Below are 16,352 nucleotides of genomic sequence, written 5' to 3' on the forward strand. Positions count from 1 at the left end.
GTGAACGAATGGGACATAACATGCCATTCACGAACCTGACGGCGCGTCGGCCCGGGCGCCCCCTGCCCGCCCGCCGTCCGGCTGACCGGCGGCCGCCCCCGCGCGTACCCTGACGCCGATGAACACCACCGATCGCACCCCCGCCGACCTGCTGCGTTCCGCACTCGCCGCGGACCCGGCCCGCCCGCTCGTGACCTTCTACGACGACGCCACCGGCGAGCGCGTGGAACTGTCCGTCGCCACCTTCGCCAATTGGGTGGCGAAGACCGCCAACTACCTCCAGGGCGACCTCGCCGCCGAACCCGGCGACCGCCTGGCACTGCTGCTGCCCGCGCACTGGCAGACCGCGGTCTGGCTGCTGGCCTGCTCCTCCGTCGGCGTGGTCGCGGACGTCGGCGGCGACCCGGGTGCGGCGGACCTCGTCGTGAGCGGGCCGGACACCCTGGAGGAGGCCCGCGCCTGCACGGGCGAGCGGGTGGCGCTGGCGCTGCGCCCGCTGGGCGGCCGCTTCCCGCAGGCGCCGCAGGGCTTCGCGGACTACGCGGTCGAGGTGCCGAGCCAGGGCGACCGGTTCGCGCCGTACACGCCGGTTTCCCCGCAGGACCCGGCGCTCGCCGTGGACGGCCGGGAGCTGACCGGCGCCGAGGTGGTGGCGGCGGCACTGGCCGACGCCGCGGAGCGCGGGCTGACCGAGGGGTCCCGGCTGCTGTCCGGCCTGCCGTACGACAGCTGGGCGGGCCTGTCCGCCGGGCTGCTCGCCCCGCTGGCCGTGGGCGGCTCGGTCGTGCTGTGCCGCAACCTGGACCGGCCGGCCGCGGACGGCCTGGCGCAGCGCGAGGAGAGCGAGCGGGTGACGCACCGCGCGGTCTGACGGGCCGCGCCCCAGCCCGGGCTCCCGCCCCCTGTCCCCCGTCCGGCGGACACCTGACCCTCCGTGAGGGGCCGGTCCGCCCCGGGCGGGTCATGATCTTTGGATACGGACGCCCCCGCGGGCCCGTCCGCCCGCCGGGCGGTGGCTCCGCGCGGGCGGGACGCCGACTCCGGAGGGATGGGGACGCACACGTGAGCGACAGCCCGGAGAATCCTTCCGGCCGGCCGGGTCCGCGCGGCCCGCGGGACGTCGGCGGCGAGCCGGGTGCGCGCCCGGGCCCGCTCGCGGCCCCGCCGCTGGACCTCACGGCGGAGAGCGGCGCGACGGCCACCGGTCCGCGGCCCGGGCGCCGGTGGCTGCGCCGGACCGCCCTCGGGCTCGCCGGGCTGGTGCTGGCCCTGGCCGGTACCGGCTGGCTGCTCTACACCAAGCTGGACGGCAACATCCGTACCGACCACGACACCCGTAACGAGCTGGAGAAGTACGAGGCGGAGCGGCCCAAGTCGGAGCCCGGGGGCGCGGAGAACGTCCTGCTGATCGGCTCCGACCGGCGCTCCGGGGAGAGCAACGGCAAGTACGGCGAGGACAACGGCACCCAGCGGTCGGACACCGCGATCCTGCTACACGCGGCGGCGGACCGCAGGAGCGCGACGGCGGTCAGCATCCCGCGCGATCTGATGGTGCGCATTCCCGCTTGCAAGCGTTCCGACGGAAAGCAGTCGGTGCCGCAATTCATCCAGTTCAACTGGGCGTTCGAGTTCGCGGGGGCGGCCTGCACGATCCGTACGGTCGAGAAGATGACCGGCATTCGCATCGACCACCACATGATCGTGGATTTCGCCGGATTCAAGAAAATGGTGGACGCGGTGGACGGCGTCGACCTCTGCCTGGAACGGCCCGTCCATGACGACGAGGCACATCTGCGGCTGCCGTCCGGCTGGCAGACGCTGCGCGGGGAGGAGGCGCTCGGCTACGTCCGGGCCCGCAAGAGCCTCGGCGACGGCAGCGACACCATGCGCATGGAGCGCCAGCAGCAGTTCCTGGCGGCGCTGGTGAACAAGGTCCAGAGCAACGGCGTCCTGCTGCACCCCGGCCGGCTCTATCCGCTGCTGGACGCCGCGACCAGCTCCCTCACCACGGACGAGGGGCTGGCGTCACTGCGGGGTCTGTACGAATGGGTCCGTGGGATGCGCAGCATTCCGACCGACAAGGTGCAGTTCCTGACCGTTCCGCGCCAGGAGTACCGCTACGACACCGACCGCGACGAACTCGTCCAGCCGGACGCCGAGCAGCTCTTCCGGCAGCTGGGCAAGGACCGCCCGGTGACCGTGCGGCCCGCTTCGACGACCCCCGCGCCGGCCCCCGCGGCGTCCGCCGTACCGGGCCGGGCGCGGGGCGCGGCGGACGCGCCGCACTCCCCGGGCCCGGCATCCGGATCGCGTAAGAATTCCGCGGCCGAGGCGACGAACGGTTCCGCCCTCCCGTCCGCGACACCCACCTTCCGGGGAACGACCGCCGAACGCGGGATCTGCCGCTGAAAGCTCGGCAAAAATACGCTCGGCCGCGCGAAAGCCGCCGAAAAGATGGGGTGAATTGCCCAGTTGTAGGGGAGTGGAATGTGTCACCGGCGTCGCTCGACGCTGAACTGGGCGGATAGTGTGAGCGATCCGGTCCGCACGACCAGGCTGACCGCGTATTGCACAACCGACCGACCGAGCGCCTTGAGGGGAGGCGCCGCGTGGCACCGACGGAGGACACAAGGCACCGTGGACGCGCAAGGCCGTGGGCGAGGGGACGACATCGATCCCGCCGATCAGTGGGTGTTCGACCCGAACACCGGCACCTACGAGTTGCGGCTGGACCCCGGCGACGCCCCGGCGACGCAGCCGGCCGGCGGCAAGGGGCCGGCGCCCGGACGCGGCCGTGGCACGCCACGGCCCGAGGGGGCCGGGGCGCTCCCGCGCCCCGCAGCGGTGCGGGACAGCCCGGGAGCGGTACGGGACAGCCCGGGCCCGGCAGCGGTGCGGGACAGCCCGGCAGCCGTACGGGGCAAAACGGTTCTGGAAGCGGTGGCCCCGGCCGGGACACCGACACCCGCGAGCTGCCCGCGCAGCGCGACCGGCGTGCCGGGAACCGCTCCGCGCCGCCCGGCGGCGGCGCGCCGAGCCGTCGTAAGCCCAAGCCGAAGAAGTCCGCGAAGAAGAAGGCGCTCTACTGGACGTCCGGCGCGCTCGGCTTCGTCCTCGTCGCGGGCTGCGGCGGCGCGTTCTTCCTGTACCAGCAGCTGAACGGGAACATCTCCAAGGTCGACGTCGGCAAGGAGAACCCGGCGGTCAAGGACGGCCCGGTCAACATCCTCGTCATCGGCACGGACGCCCGCTCCGGCAAGGGCAACCAGGGCTACGGCGACGCGGGCAGCGTGGGGCACGCGGACACCACGATCCTGATGCACATCTCCAAGGACCGCTCCAACGCGACGGCCCTGAGCATCCCCCGCGACATGATCACCGACATTCCGGACTGCCCGACGAAGAAGGACGGCACCACCAGGAACATCCCGGGTGAGCGCAACGTCCGCTTCAACACGAGCCTGGGCCAGGAGGACCGCGACCCCGGCTGCACCTGGCGCACCGTCGAGAAGATGACCGGCCTGTCCATAGATCACTTCATGATGGCCGACTTCAACGCGGTCAAGGAGCTGTCGGAGGCGGTCGACGGCGTCGAGGTGTGTGCCGCGAAGCCGATCGACGACCCGAAGTCCCATCTGCACCTGCCGGCCGGCAAGAGCATCGTCAAGGGCGAGCAGGCGCTGGCCTTCGTCCGTACCCGGCACTCCGTCGGCACCGGCAGCGACCTGAGCCGCATCCAGCTCCAGCAGCAGTTCCTCAGCTCGATGATCCGCAAGATGAAGTCCGGCGACACCCTCACCAGCGTGCCAAAGCTCTACGACCTGGCCCAGGCCGCCACCAAGGCGCTGACCGTGGACACCGGGATCGGCAGCGCGGGCAAGCTGGTGGACCTGGCCAAGGACCTCAGCCGGGTCGACATCAAAAACATCACTTTCGCCACAGTTCCCGTCCTGGACAACCCGAAGGACCCCGCGACCGTCGTACTGGACGAGGCGAAGGCCGGACCGCTGTTCCAGATGATCCGCGCCGACCACTCGCTGTCCAGGACGAAGGAGAAGAAGAGCAAGGGCACGTCGGACGACAAGAAGGTTCCCAAGGCCCCGGCCGACAAGGTGCGGGTGGACGTCAGCAACGGCGGCGGACCGATCGGTGCCGCCCAGGAGACGGTGGACTGGCTGCAGAACAGCAAGGCCGCGAAGCTGTCGACCAACGCCGGCAACGCGCCGACGAAGCTGGCCGCGACCCGGCTGGAGTACGCGCCGAACCAGGCCGACCAGGCAGCGACCCTGGCCGAGTGGATGGGCCTGCCCAAGAGCGCGTTGAAGAAGACCACCGCGGACGCGGGGCCGAAGGTCCCGATGAAGCTGATCCTGGGCAAGGACTTCGAGGGACCGGGCAAGTCGGTCGAGGCGCCGACGAAAACGCCGGACGGCGTGCAGAACGTGAACGCCGACGACCAGAACGTCTGCGCCAAGTAGCCGGACACCGGCCGGGCTCCCCGGCCGGTCCGCGGCCGCACGGGGCAGCCGGAAAGACCAAGCGAGCCCCGGCCGCCGTGACCGGCGCCGACTGACGGGGAGAAACCCAATGCGGCACAGCAGTGCGCGTGGCGACGGGCCACGACGGCGCCGGCCCGACGCCGAGAGTCTGGGCTGGGACGACAGCCTGTACGGGAACGGGAACGGCGACGGACGGGACGGTGCGCCACGGCCGGCGGGCCAGGGGGTACGCCTCCCCGGACGCCCCCGGCGCCCCGGACGCTCCCGGCGTCACCGGCACGCCGTCGGCGGGCGGCGGCACGGCCGTCCCCCCGGTGATCACCGGGGGGTGTCGGGGCCGCCCGTGATCACCGGCGGCGTCGCCGGCCCGGCCACGGGCGGCGACGCCCCTGCCGACCAGGCCCCCGCACCGGCCGTCACGGGTACGGCCGTCACGGGCACACCGGCTGCCGGTACGGCTGCCCCCGGTACACCCACCGCCGGTACGGCTGCCACCAGCACCCCCACCGCCGCCACCGCCACCGCCACCGCCCTCAAGGAAGCCGCGGCCCCCGGCTCCTCCCCCGCCGACGGCTCCGAGCCCGAGGCCAAGGGCTCCCGCCGCGCGCGCAGACCCCGCAGCAAGGCCCGGCGCGTCCTGCGCTGGAGCGCGATAACCCTGGCCGTGCTGATAGTCGGCACGGCCGGCGCCGGTTACTGGTACTACGAGCACCTCAACGGCAACCTCCGCAAGGACGCCCTGGACCTGGGCTCCGGCGGTCTGGAGAAGCCCGAGCCGAACGCGTTCGGGCAGACTCCGCTGAACATCCTGCTGCTCGGCTCGGACGGCCGGAACAGTGAGAAGAACATCGAGCTGGGCGGCGCCCGCCAGGACGCGGACCGCAAGCCGCTGGCCGACGTGCAGATGCTGCTGCACGTCTCCGCCGACCGCAGCAACATGTCGGTCATCTCGATCCCGCGCGACACCCGCGTGCCGATCCCGGAGTGCAAGGACCCGGACGACGGCAAGGTCTACCCGCAGACCACCGCGGCCATCAACACCTCGCTCCAGCACGGCGGCCCCGGCTGCACCGTCGCCACCTGGAAGGAGCTGACCGGCATCTACATCGACCACTTCATGATGGTCGACTTCGCCGGCGTGGTGGACATGGCGGACGCGATCGGTGGCGTACCCGTGTGTGTGGACAAGAACATCTACTCGCACGACAAGAAAGGCCACGGCAGCGGCCTGAAGCTCACCGCGGGCACCCACTCGGTCAAGGGCGTACAGGCCCTCCAGTGGCTGCGCACCCGTTATGGCTTCGAGGACAACACCGACATCGGCCGGGCCAAGGCCCAGCACATGTACATGAACTCGATGGTCCGCGAGCTCAAGGCGGGCACCAAGCTCACCGACCCGATGAAGCTGCGCGACCTGGCCGAGGCCGCCACCAAGGCACTGACCGTGGACGAGGGCCTGGGCACCGTGAAGAAGCTGTACGACCTGGGCGGCGACCTCCAGCGGGTACCGACCGAGCGGATCACGATGGTCACCATGCCGTGGCAGTACGCGGCGCGCGGCGAGTACGTCGTGCCCAAGCCGGGCGACGCCGAGCAGACCTTCTCCCTCGTCCGCAACGACACCGCGCTGGACGGCAAGGACAAGAAGAAGCCCGCGCCCGACCCGCAGCCGACGACGGCCAAGGACAAGCTGGAGGTCGTCGTCCAGAACGGCACCAACAGCACGGTCACCGGCCCGGTCTCCGGCCGCGCGAACGTGATCGCCGGCCACCTGGCGTCGCTCGGCTACACGAGCGCCGACACGGACGCCCGCCTCACCACCCAGGCCGACACCACGATCACCTACCCGGCCAAGGAGGGACGCGGCGACGCCCTCGCCCTCGCCAAGGCCCTCGGCCTGCCCAAGGACGCGGTCAAGGAGTCGCGTTCGGCGACCCGTATGCGGCTGGTGATCGGCAACGACTGGCGCAAGGGGACGGCGTTCCCCAAGCCGTCGGAGGCCGAGAAGGAGGCCGGCAAGGCGCCGGACAGCGCCGACGCCCTCAACGGCGAGGACAAGAAGGCCTGTATGAAGGTGAACCCGGCCTACACCTTCTGACCGGACCGCGCCCGGGCGCGGCCGGGCGGCACCGCCGGGCCCGGGGGCAGGGTGCAGTGCGCGCCGTGCGGGCCCGCCGGCGCGCAGGCGTTCGCGGTGGTCCGCACCTCGTCGTCGACGCGCCGGTGCAGCGGCGCGGTGAAGGGCGAGGCGGGGGCCAGGGTGTCCAGCAGGGCGTGGGCGCGCTGGTGGAGGTCGGCGAGGAGGCGCCGGTACGGGGTGAGGACGTCCGGGGCGAACATCATGGCGGCCAGCCGTCGGCGGTCGGCGGGTGAGTCGGCGGCCCGGCCGAGGAGTTCCACCGCCTGCTCCCGGTCCGCGTCGGTGGCCGCGTGCAGCAACTGGACCAGGAGGTAGGTGGCGGTGCGGTTGCCGAGGTCCTCGCTCTGGCCGGAGCGCAGGTCGTCCTCGTCGTTGCGGAACTGCGCGAGCATCCCGACGGCCTGCCCGAACTCCCCCAGGCGGCGGCCCGCGGGTCGTCGGCGCCGTCCGCGCCGAGCGCGAGGCGGGCCGCCATCGTGGCTGCCATGGCGTAGACCGAGCCGCTCTTGTGCCGGTAGACCGTCAGGACGTCCTCGGGGCCCGTCCCGGTCGGTGAACCGAGGATGTCACCGACCTGCCCGTCGCAGGCCGCGGTCCAGCCGTCGAGGTAGTCCGCGGTCAGGCGTTCGCGCAGGGGCCCGGGCACCGGCAGCGCGGCCAGCGCGCGCAGCGGCAGGGCGTAGCCGCATTCCAGGGCGGCCGTCATGACGGCCGCCGGGTCGCCGCCGTACAACCGACTGCCGAGGTCGCCGTCCGACACGTCGTCAAAGGTGTTGGCGGCCCGCCACCACAGGGCGTGCACCCCGGCCACCGGGATGGCCGGTTCGAGGGTGCCTTCGACGGCACCGTGCACAAGGAGCGGCAGCGCGCATTCGAGGGGGATCGCCTGCCGTGGGTGACGAGCCGTTCGAGCGTGGGCCGCAGGTGCGCGTACCGGGGCCGGTAGGCGTCGAGCAGCCCGGCCAGGTACTGGCCGACCTGCGGGACGGTCTCGGAGAGCCGGGCTTCGGGGCTCGGCCGCACGGCGGCGGACCGGGGCTGAGGGGACAAGCGTGTCTCCGTACGGTCGGGGGTCGGTCCGGTGTCACATCGGGAGGTCCCGCGCCGCCGGTGCGCCGGGGCTGCTCTGCGGCTGCCGGCCGGCGGGTGCCGCCGCCGGGGGCAGGCCGCGGGCGAGGACTGCGGCGGCCGCCGAGGTCGTGGTCAGCGCGGTGGTGGTGACCGCGAAGGCGGCGACCACGTCGGCCGTGGCGCGCACCTGGGCGAAGAAGAGGAAGCCGTAGACGCACACGCCGAGCGCGGCGCCGAGCTGCTGAGCCGTGGAGACCACGCCGGACGCCGCGCCCGCGACCGGTTCCGGCACGGCGCGCAGGGTCACGGACAGGGCGGGGGTGACGCACAGGCCCAGCGCGCCGCCGACGGCGCACACCGCGCCGAGCAGCCAGCGGGGGTCGGTGCCGAGGGCGCTCACGGCGCAGCCCGCGTACCCGGCGGTCGCCGCGAGGGAGGCCAGGACCAGCAGCCGGACCTCCGTGCCGCGGGCCAGCCGCGGCGCGATCAGCGACCCGGCGGCGAACGCGACCGCGGCCGGCACCATGCCCGCTCCGGTGGCCAGCGGGCTCCAGCGCAGTCCCTTCTGGAGCAGCAGCCCGAGCATCAGGACGAACGCGGCGAGCCCGCAGTTGACCAGGACGATCAGCAGGATGCCGCGCCGGAAGCCTTCGGCCCGCAGCAGCCGCGGCGGTACGAGCGGGGAGCCACCCCGGGCTTCCAGCGCGCGTTCGTGGCGCAGGAAGCACGCGGCGACCGGGACGGAGGCGGCCAGGCAGGCCGGCCCCCACCACACCATGCCGCCCGCACCGCCGGCCACCAGAGGGACGGTGCACAGCCCGATCGCGGCCGCCGCGAGGCCCACGCCGGGCAGGTCGGCGCGCACCGGTTCGCGGCGTACGGGCGGGTGTCCGCCCGCCGCCCACGGCAGGAGGGTGAGCGCCAGGACGCCCACCGGTACGTTGACGAGGAAGACGGCGCGCCAGCCGAGGCCGAGGACGTCCGCCGACAGCAGCCAGCCGCCGATCAGTTGCCCGCCGATCGCGCCGAGGCCCATCACGGCGCCGATCGCGGCGTACGCCCTGCGCTGGGCCGCGCCGGTGAACAAGGTCTGCGCGGCGCGGTAGACCTGGGGCACCATCAGGGCCGTACCGGCGCCCTGGAACAGCCGGGCCAGGACCAGGACGGCCGGGGTGGGCGCCGCCCCGCAGGCGATCGAGGCGCCGGTGAAGACGGCCATGCCGAGGCCGAAGACCCGCAGGGAGCCCAGCGCGTCCCCCAGCCGGCCGCCGGCGGCCAGGCCGAGCGCGTAGACCAGCTGGTAGCCGGCGAGGACGAGCTGCTGCTGGCTGCCGTCCGCGCCCAGGTCCCGTTCCAGCGCGGGCATCGCCACGACCACGACGAAGACGTCGAGGTTGGCGAGGAACGTGCCGCACAGCAGGACAACCAGCGCCGCCCAGGGACGCACGGGGGCACCTCCAGCCGCTCACCTGACACGGTACGTGACGGATAAGACACGTATCGTAGCCATGCCTGGGCGTCTGTGCCCAGCCCGCCTTTACTGCTGTGGTGGAAGGTGCGTGCGCTACGGGTGGGGCGGTGGCGCGTGGACGGCGCGGCGGCGCCGCGCACCCGACGGACGTACCCGGGAGAACGGGGACGCGTGAGCCGGGCGCGCGGGCCGCCCGCGAAGTCACTCCGCGGCGGCCGGCTGCGGCGCCGGTACGGCCGGGCGGCGGCTGGCGATGACCTTCTCGGCCAGCGACCGCGGGCTGGTCAGGAAGCCCCAGCCCCACGACATGTGCATGGTCGCCAGGGCGACCGGGATCTGGGCGCGGGCCTTCAGCGGCAGCCCCTTGCCCGCCGGGACCGAGCCCGCCGCGATGGCGGCCAGGTACCCGGCCGGGACGGCGAAGCCCCACGGCGTGACGAGGGCGCCGACCACGGCGCCCGCCGCGATGGCGCACACGGCGGTCGGCGGCGCCAGGTACCGCAGGTTGATCGAACCGGAGTGGTAGCGGGCCACGACGTGGCGCCAGCGCCCGTAGTCCTTGTACTGCTTGGCGAGCGCGCGGACGCTGGGCCGCGGCCGGTACTGCACCTTCAGCTCGGGCGAGAACCAGATTTGCCCGCCCGCCTCGCGGATGCGGAAGTTCAGCTCCCAGTCCTGGGCGCGGATGAACTCCTCGTTGTAACCGCCCTGCTGCTCCAGCGCCTCGCGCCGGAAGACGCCCAGGTAGACCGTGTCGGCCGGGCCCGCGGCGCCGCCCGTGTGGAAGGCCGCGTTGCCCACGCCGATCCTGGAGGTCATCGCGGCGGCGACCGCGTCCTCCCAGGCGTTCTCGCCCTCGGCGTGCATGATGCCGCCGACGTTCTGCGCGCCGGTCTCCTCCAGGAGGCGGACCGCGGTCGCGATGTAGTCCGGCGAGAGCATCCCGTGGCCGTCGACGCGCACCACGATCGGGTGGCGGGACGCCTTGATCGCCGCGTTCAGGGCGGCCGGGGTGCGGCCCGTGGGGTTGGGCACGGTCAGCACGCGGGCCCGCTCGTCGGCGGCGTTCTCGGCGACCAGCTCGGCGGCGATCTCGTCCGTACGGTCCGTCGAGGGCCCGAGCGCGATCACCACCTCCATCTCACCGGCGTACTCCTGTTCCAGGATGTGCTGGACCGAGCTGCGCAGATGACGTTCCTCGTTGAGCACCGGCATGATCACGGAGACGGCCGGGAGCTGCTGCGGTGGCGTGGCGTTCATCGCGGTCACGTTACCGCGTATGGGGGACGGGGGCCGACGGCAGGCGGGTGGCCCTGGGGGCGGCGCCCGGCGTGTGGTGCTTTACAGCCGATCGTATGGGCCTACGGTGACCCGGCCTGCTCGTCCACCCCGCCCCCCGCGCCCGTCCCCGCACTCCGTCCGCCCCGACCCTGCCGCGGAGGTGTCCCCATGACCGCACCGCACCGCCCGCCCCGACCGCGCGCCCGTCACCGGCGACGGGACGGGCGGCCCCGCTGGGGCCTGCGCGTCACCGCGGGCGTCTCGCTGCTGCTGCTGGCCGCGGGCGGGGTCGGGCACGCCATGGTCACCGGCGTCGAGGACGGCATCGCCCGGGTGGACGCCTTCAAGGGGCTGGGCAACCGGCCGGACAACAGCGGCGGTGACGGCATGAACTTCCTGGTCGTCGGCACGGACGGCCGGGCCAAGCTCTCCCCGAGGAGAAACGCCGCTACCACCTGGGCGGCGAGCCGTGCCACTGCACCGACACGATCATGATGGTGCACCTGTCCGCCGACCGGAACCGCGCCAGCGTGGTCAGCCTGCCGCGCGACTCGTACGCGCAGACGCCCCCGCACACCGACGGGACCACCGGCAAGCACCACCGCGGCCACCCCGTGAAGCTGAACGCGGCGTACGCCGAGGGCGGCCCCGGCCTGACCATCCGGACCGTCGAGCGGATGACCGGTGTGCACATCGACCACTACCTGGAGGTCGACTTCACCAGCTTCATGAAGACGGTGGACGCGGTCGGCGGCGTGAACATCTGCACCAACCGCCCCCTGAAGGACAACTACAGCGGCCTGGACCTGCCCGCCGGACGCTCCCGGCTCAACGGCGGCCAGGCCCTCCAGTACGTCCGCGCCCGGCACCTGGACAGCGCCTCCGACCTCGGGCGGATGCAGCGCCAGCAGCGCTTCCTCGCCGCGCTCATGCACAAGATCACCAGCTCCGGCGCGCTGCTCCACCCGGTCCAGTTCAAGGAGATCACCGACGCACTGCTGGAGTCCGTACGGGCCGACGAGGGGTTCGGCGCGGACGAGATGGTCGACCTCGGCCAGGCGCTGCGCGGTTTCAACCCGTCGTCCTCCGAGTTCGCCTCCGTACCGCTGGGCGACATCGACTTCCAGGTGCCGAACGTCGGCTCGACCGTGATGTGGAACGAGGACAAGGCGAAGCAGCTCTTCCAGGCGCTGCGCGAGGACCGGCCGCTGGCCGTGCGGCGGTCCGGCCGGCAGCGCGCGACGGTCGTGGACGTACCGCCCGCCACGATCCGGGTGCAGGTGGACAACGGCGCGGGCCGCACGGGGCTGGGCCGCGCGGTGGACACGTCCTTGCGCGCCACCGGCTTCGACACCACCGGCACCCCGGGCAACGCCGCCACCCGCACGCGGCGCACCGTGATCTCCTACGACCCGCGCTGGGACCGCTCGGTCCGCTCCCTCGCCGCCGCCCTGCCCGGGGCGGCCCTGCGACAGGCTCCCGGGCAGGGCTCGGTGCTGCGGGTGACCGTCGGCAAGGACTTCAAGGCGGTCCACCGGGTGCGCTCCGACGACCCGACCCAGCCGACGGGCGCCGGCGACTTCGGGACGCTGACCGGCGACGAGGCGGCGTGCCCCGGGCCGCCGGGACCCCGGTCGTGAACCCGGTTGCCGAGGTCATGTGTACTCAGTACAGTCCCCGCCCATGGGTGAAAAACGATCACCACTCAGCGACCGGTGGTTCCTCGACCAGATCGCCGTCGTCATGCAGCAGTTCCAGCGCTCGCAGCCGGACACCCAGGTACCGGACACTCCGGGCGCTCCGCGGCACTCCGGCCACGAGGACCTGACCGCCCGCGCCGCGCGCCTGTCCGCGCAGCGGGCCCGGCTGGAACAGGAGGAAGCCGCACTCCAGGCGGACGTGGAACGCCTCAACCACGCCCTCGCCCCCACCCCGGCCCCCGGCTCCGGCCCCGCGCCGCGACCGGCCCGGTCGGCCCCCGTCCCGCACCTCGACATCAGCGCCGACGACCTCACCCTCACCGAGGCGGGCCGCATCCGCCGCGCCTACAAGGTCACCGAAACCGCCCTGCCGCGCCTCGTCCTGGAGGCCGCGGCGGACGGCTTCGACGCGCCCGCCATCGCCCGCGACCTCGCCGTCACACCGTCGTACGTCTACCGCATCCTGCGCGAACGCGTCCGCTACAGCTGGCGCCTCGACGTACGCGACGGCAGCACGTGGACCGTACGGAGCAGCGGTCAGGACGTCGTGGACCGCGCCCTCGGCAGCGACACCCGGCTCGCCGAAAAACTCCTCGCCGAGTCCGGCGCCGACCGCGTGCTGCTCTGGGAGGGCGCCCGCACGACCGACGCGGAAGCGGCCCTCGACCTGGCCCGCCCCGAAGGAGACCTGGCACGCCCCGAAGGAACGTGACCCCCCGCGTCACGCGGCACCGCCCTACGCGTCGTCGATCCCGTCCGCCACCCGCTGCGCCCGCAGCTCCTTGATCGCGCGGCGCCGGGCCAGCCGGTGGGTGCGGCGGATCTGGGCCTCCTGGTAGCGGCGCTTGTCCCGCTCGGTCTCCGGGACGACCGGCGGTACGGGGCGGGGCTTGCCCTCCTCGTCCACCGCCGCGAACACCAGGTAGGCCGACCCGACCTGCGTGGCGGGCGTGGACTCGTTCCAGCGCTCGGCGAGCACCCGCACCCCGACCTCCATCGAGGACCGCCCGGTCCAGTTGACCTGGGCCTTCACATGCACCAGGTCCCCCACACGGACCGGTTCCAAGAACGCCATCTCGTCCATGGAGGCGGTGACCGCGGGCCCGCCGGAGTGCCGGCCGGCCACCGCGCCCGCCGCGTCGTCGACGAGTTTCATGATCACGCCACCGTGCACCGTGCCGAGCAGGTTGGTGTCGCCTGCCGTCATGATGTGCGACAGCGTCGTCCGGGAGACGGAAGTGGGCTTACCCGGAAGGTCGGCCTCCGGGCCGGTGGTGACGAGATCGGTCATGCGCCCACTTTATGCGCGGGCGCACCTCCCTTCCCGCGCGCCCACCCCGCACCCCTGACCAGGGGCACCCATGCCGGTTTGATCACCTCCGTCCGCATTGCGCAAGCGGCGCTCCGTGTCACTTTGCATCAGCTCTGCAACAGCGACGGCCCGATCTCGTACCTCCCCTGTATGGGGGAGCCGTGGGACAGGCAGACTTCCCCCATGAACGAGTGGCCTGGGTCCGACGACAGAGACCGGTACGGACGTGGCGGCGGCGCCGAGCCGGAGGGCGCGCGCGCCATGCCGCACGTACGGCGTGGCGGTCCCAACGGACCCGGTGGCCCCGGCGGTCCCGGTGGCCCCTACCCCGGGCCGGGGCAGCAACCGGGCGAGCCGCCGCTGCCGCCGCACCTCTCGCCGCGCCGCCGCCCCTCCGTCCCGCCGCAGGGCCAGGGCCCCGACCCGTACGGCAACAGCTACGACGGCGGGCACGGCGACGGCTACAACACCGGCCAGGTCTACGGCGGCGGCCGCGGCGGCGGACAGGGCGGCGGACAGGGCGGCGGCCGTGCCCCGCGTCCCGCGCCCAACTGGGGGCGCCGCATCAAGTGGACCGTCCTGACGCTGGTCGCCGTGCTCCTCGTCACCTCGGTCGCCACGTACTTCTGGGCCGACGGCAAGCTGCGCCGCGAGGTCGACCTGAGCAAGGTCATCGACCGGCCCGAGGAAGGCGACGGCACCAACTACCTGATCGTCGGCTCCGACAGCCGCGAGGGCATGTCCGACGAGGACAAGAAGAAGCTGCACACCGGCTCCGCCGAGGGCAAGCGCACGGACTCGATGATGATCCTGCACGACGGCGGCAACGGCCCCACCCTGATCTCGCTGCCGCGCGACTCGGACGTCGAGATCCCCTCGTTCGTCGGCTCCAAGTCCGGCAAGAAGTACGCCGCCAAGGGCCGCCACACCAAGCTCAACGCGGCCTACGCCGAGGACGGCCCCGAACTGCTGGTGCGCACCGTCGAGCACAACACCGGCCTGCGCATCGACCACTACGTCGAGATCGGCTTCGCGGGCTTCGCCAACATCGTGGACGCGATCGGCGGCGTCGAGATGGACATCCCGAAGGCCTTCAAGGACAAGAAGTCCGGCGCCGACTTCCAGGCCGGCAAGCAGACCCTCGACGGCGAACAGGCCCTCGCCTTCGTCCGCACCCGCTACGCCTTCGCCGGCAGCGACCTGGACCGCACGAAGAACCAGCAGAAGTTCCTCGCGGCCCTGGCGAGCCAGACGGCCACCCCCGGCACGATCATCAACCCGTTCAAGCTCTACCCGACGATGAGCGCGGGCCTGGGCACCGTGATCGTCGACAAGGACATGGGTCTGTTCGACCTCGGCTCAATGTTCTTCGCGATGAAGGGCGTCACGGGCGGCGACGGCAAGTCGATGAACATGCCCATCGCGGGCAGCGTCGGCGGCAACCTCCGCTGGGACAAGGCCAAGGTCGCCAAACTCGTCGAACAGCTGAAGAACGACGAGCCGGTGACGGTGAGCGGTAACGAGTAGACGAGACGGCGCCTTTGGGCAGCCGGAGCACGGGAAGAGCCCCCGGCACCGGCGAATTCCAGGGGTCGTTGCAACACAGAGGTCAACTGGCTGTCGCCAGGAGCTTAGCGAGACGCTCGGCTGGGGTTTGCCAGCCGAGCGTTTTGCGTGGCCGGCTGTTCAGCTCGGCGGCGACGCCCGCCAGGTCCCCGGGGGTGTGAACGGCCAGGTCGGTGCCCTTGGGGAAGTACTGCCGCAGCAGGCCGTTGGTGTTCTCGTTGGAGCCGCGTTGCCAGGGGCTGGCCGGGTCGCAGAAGTAGACCGGGATGTCGGTGGCAACGGTGAACGCCCGGTGGGCGGCCATCTCCGAGCCCTGGTCCCAGGTCAGGGATCGCCAGAGGTGCCGTGGAAGGGTCTGGACGGTCGTGGCGAGCGCGTTGCGGGTGGCGATGGCGCTGTGGCCGACCGGCAGGTGCACGAGCATCAGGTAGCGGGTGGACCGCTCGACGAGGGTGCCGATGGCGGAACGGCCGTCCTTGCCGATGATGAGATCGCCCTCCCAGTGTCCGGGGACGGCCCGGTCAGCGGCTTCGGCGGGGCGTTCGCTGATCAGGACCATGTCCTTGATGGCGCGGGAGGCACGCTTGTGGGCCTGGCGGTGTGGGCGCCGGCGGGCCCGGCCGGTGCGAAGCGCTCGGGTCAGTTCCCGGCGGAGTTCTCCGCGGCCCTGGACGTAGAGGGCCTGGTAAACGGTCTCGTGGGTCACGTGCATCTCCGGCCGGTCGGGAAAACGTGCCCGCAGGACTTGGCAGATCTGCTCGGGGCTCCAGCGCATCGTGAGGTGATCCTGGATGAAGTCCCGCAGCTCGGAATTCTGGCCGATCTTTCCGGGTTTCGGACGGGACCGGCGGGCCTTGGCCTTGTTGTGGGCGATGCTCGGTCGGTAGTACCAGCCGCCGTTGTGCAGAGTGTGCCGGTTGCGGCGTATTTCGCGACTGACGGTGGACGGGCTGCGGCCCAGCTCGACGGCTATCTGCCGGATCGAGGCCCCCTCGCGGAGACGGTCGGCGATGTGGATGCGGTCGTGCTCCTGGAGATACCGCGACGGCGCGGGAGGCAGTTCCTCCGATCCCGTCGCCGGGGCCTGTCCCGGCACCGGGTAGATCGGAGGAACTGCCTTCCGGCCGCCTGGCGGCGAGTGCCACCCGTTGCGCCACCGCTTGCCAGTGCGCAGGTTGATGCCGACTACCCGGGCGGCTTCCCGAGTGCTGTACCCCTGCTCCATGAGCAGGAAGTATGCGGCCCGCTCGCGGGCCAGTTGGCGCCCGCCCCCGGGCCCCCGGTTCTTCCGGATCTCGAAGTCCATCGCGTC

Annotated in this window: 11 protein-coding genes and 2 pseudogenes; 7 read left to right on the top strand and 6 right to left on the bottom strand. The window is 72.6% G+C overall.

Annotation, left to right across the window (positions count from 1 at the left end):
* Positions 1–118 precede the first annotated feature (118 nt).
* The 4 genes and pseudogenes from ACEXOX_RS19990 (at position 119) to ACEXOX_RS20005 (ending at position 6,597) form a co-directional block, all read left to right on the top strand.
* Complete coding sequence (locus ACEXOX_RS19990; protein ID WP_406522256.1) at positions 119–871, top strand: TIGR03089 family protein; 753 nt, start codon at positions 119–121, stop codon at positions 869–871.
* Positions 872–1,062: 191 nt separating this feature from the next.
* Positions 1,063–2,409, top strand: a complete 1,347-nt coding sequence (locus ACEXOX_RS19995) for an LCP family protein (protein WP_406522258.1) — start codon at positions 1,063–1,065, stop codon at positions 2,407–2,409.
* 228 nt (positions 2,410–2,637) lie between these two features.
* Positions 2,638–4,478 (top strand): annotated as a pseudogene (locus tag ACEXOX_RS20000) (LCP family protein).
* Between the two features lie 349 nt (positions 4,479–4,827).
* The gene (locus tag ACEXOX_RS20005) at positions 4,828–6,597 is read left to right on the top strand and encodes an LCP family protein (protein WP_406522260.1); all 1,770 of its coding nucleotides are present in this window, start codon (positions 4,828–4,830) and stop codon (positions 6,595–6,597) included.
* Here ACEXOX_RS20005 and ACEXOX_RS20010 read toward each other — a convergent pair.
* From ACEXOX_RS20010 to ACEXOX_RS20025, 4 genes are all read right to left on the bottom strand, one after another.
* The gene (locus ACEXOX_RS20010; protein ID WP_406522261.1) at positions 6,585–6,899 is read right to left on the bottom strand and encodes a hypothetical protein; all 315 of its coding nucleotides are present in this window, start codon (positions 6,897–6,899) and stop codon (positions 6,585–6,587) included. The two genes, ACEXOX_RS20005 and ACEXOX_RS20010, sit on opposite strands and share 13 nt — an antisense overlap.
* A complete protein-coding gene (locus ACEXOX_RS20015) occupies positions 6,839–7,492 on the bottom strand; it encodes a hypothetical protein (protein WP_406522263.1) in 654 nt (217 codons plus the stop codon). The genes ACEXOX_RS20010 and ACEXOX_RS20015 overlap by 61 nt, the downstream gene beginning before the upstream one ends.
* A gap of 231 nt (positions 7,493–7,723) precedes the next feature.
* Positions 7,724–9,157 (bottom strand): MFS transporter, encoded by a 1,434-nt coding sequence (locus ACEXOX_RS20020; RefSeq protein ID WP_406522264.1) that lies wholly within the window; start codon positions 9,155–9,157, stop codon positions 7,724–7,726.
* Between the two features lie 225 nt (positions 9,158–9,382).
* Positions 9,383–10,441, bottom strand: coding sequence for a glycosyltransferase family 2 protein (locus ACEXOX_RS20025; RefSeq protein WP_406522266.1), 1,059 nt, complete (start codon positions 10,439–10,441; stop codon positions 9,383–9,385).
* A 189-nt stretch (positions 10,442–10,630) separates the two neighbouring features.
* Here ACEXOX_RS20025 and ACEXOX_RS20030 point away from each other — a divergent pair.
* A pseudogene (locus ACEXOX_RS20030) lies at positions 10,631–12,102 on the top strand (LCP family protein).
* Positions 12,103–12,145: 43 nt separating this feature from the next.
* A complete protein-coding gene (locus ACEXOX_RS20035; protein WP_406522267.1) occupies positions 12,146–12,874 on the top strand; it encodes a hypothetical protein in 729 nt (242 codons plus the stop codon).
* Positions 12,875–12,898: 24 nt separating this feature from the next.
* On the opposite strand, the gene ACEXOX_RS20040 is transcribed toward ACEXOX_RS20035, so the two are convergent.
* Positions 12,899–13,453 carry an acyl-CoA thioesterase gene (locus tag ACEXOX_RS20040; protein ID WP_030021674.1) on the bottom strand — a complete coding sequence of 185 codons (555 nt, stop codon included), beginning with the start codon at positions 13,451–13,453 and terminating at the stop codon, positions 12,899–12,901.
* Positions 13,454–13,657: 204 nt separating this feature from the next.
* Here ACEXOX_RS20040 and ACEXOX_RS20045 point away from each other — a divergent pair, with 204 nt between their 5' ends.
* Positions 13,658–15,001 carry an LCP family protein gene (locus ACEXOX_RS20045; RefSeq protein WP_406522269.1) on the top strand — a complete coding sequence of 448 codons (1,344 nt, stop codon included), beginning with the start codon at positions 13,658–13,660 and terminating at the stop codon, positions 14,999–15,001.
* An 82-nt stretch (positions 15,002–15,083) separates the two neighbouring features.
* Here the strand turns inward: ACEXOX_RS20045 and ACEXOX_RS20050 are convergent, their stop codons facing one another.
* A complete protein-coding gene (locus tag ACEXOX_RS20050) occupies positions 15,084–16,346 on the bottom strand; it encodes an IS30 family transposase (RefSeq protein WP_406522270.1) in 1,263 nt (420 codons plus the stop codon).
* Between the last annotated feature and the right edge of the window lie 6 nt (positions 16,347–16,352).

The sequence above is a fragment of the Streptomyces sp. Ac-502 genome, from assembly GCF_045222935.1.
Taxonomy (GTDB): domain Bacteria; phylum Actinomycetota; class Actinomycetes; order Streptomycetales; family Streptomycetaceae; genus Streptomyces; species Streptomyces monomycini.

What these genes read in the sequence shown, in the direction of transcription:
- ACEXOX_RS19990 (WP_406522256.1), top strand. Translation starts at nt 119, where the DNA reads ATGAACACCACCGATCGCACCCCCGCCGACCTGCTGCGTTCCGCACTC.
- ACEXOX_RS20025 (WP_406522266.1), bottom strand. Translation starts at nt 10,441, where the DNA reads ATGAACGCCACGCCACCGCAGCAGCTCCCGGCCGTCTCCGTGATCATG.
- ACEXOX_RS20035 (WP_406522267.1), top strand. Translation starts at nt 12,146, where the DNA reads ATGGGTGAAAAACGATCACCACTCAGCGACCGGTGGTTCCTCGACCAG.
- ACEXOX_RS20040 (WP_030021674.1), bottom strand. Translation starts at nt 13,453, where the DNA reads ATGACCGATCTCGTCACCACCGGCCCGGAGGCCGACCTTCCGGGTAAG.
- ACEXOX_RS20045 (WP_406522269.1), top strand. Translation starts at nt 13,658, where the DNA reads ATGAACGAGTGGCCTGGGTCCGACGACAGAGACCGGTACGGACGTGGC.
- ACEXOX_RS20050 (WP_406522270.1), bottom strand. Translation starts at nt 16,346, where the DNA reads ATGGACTTCGAGATCCGGAAGAACCGGGGGCCCGGGGGCGGGCGCCAA.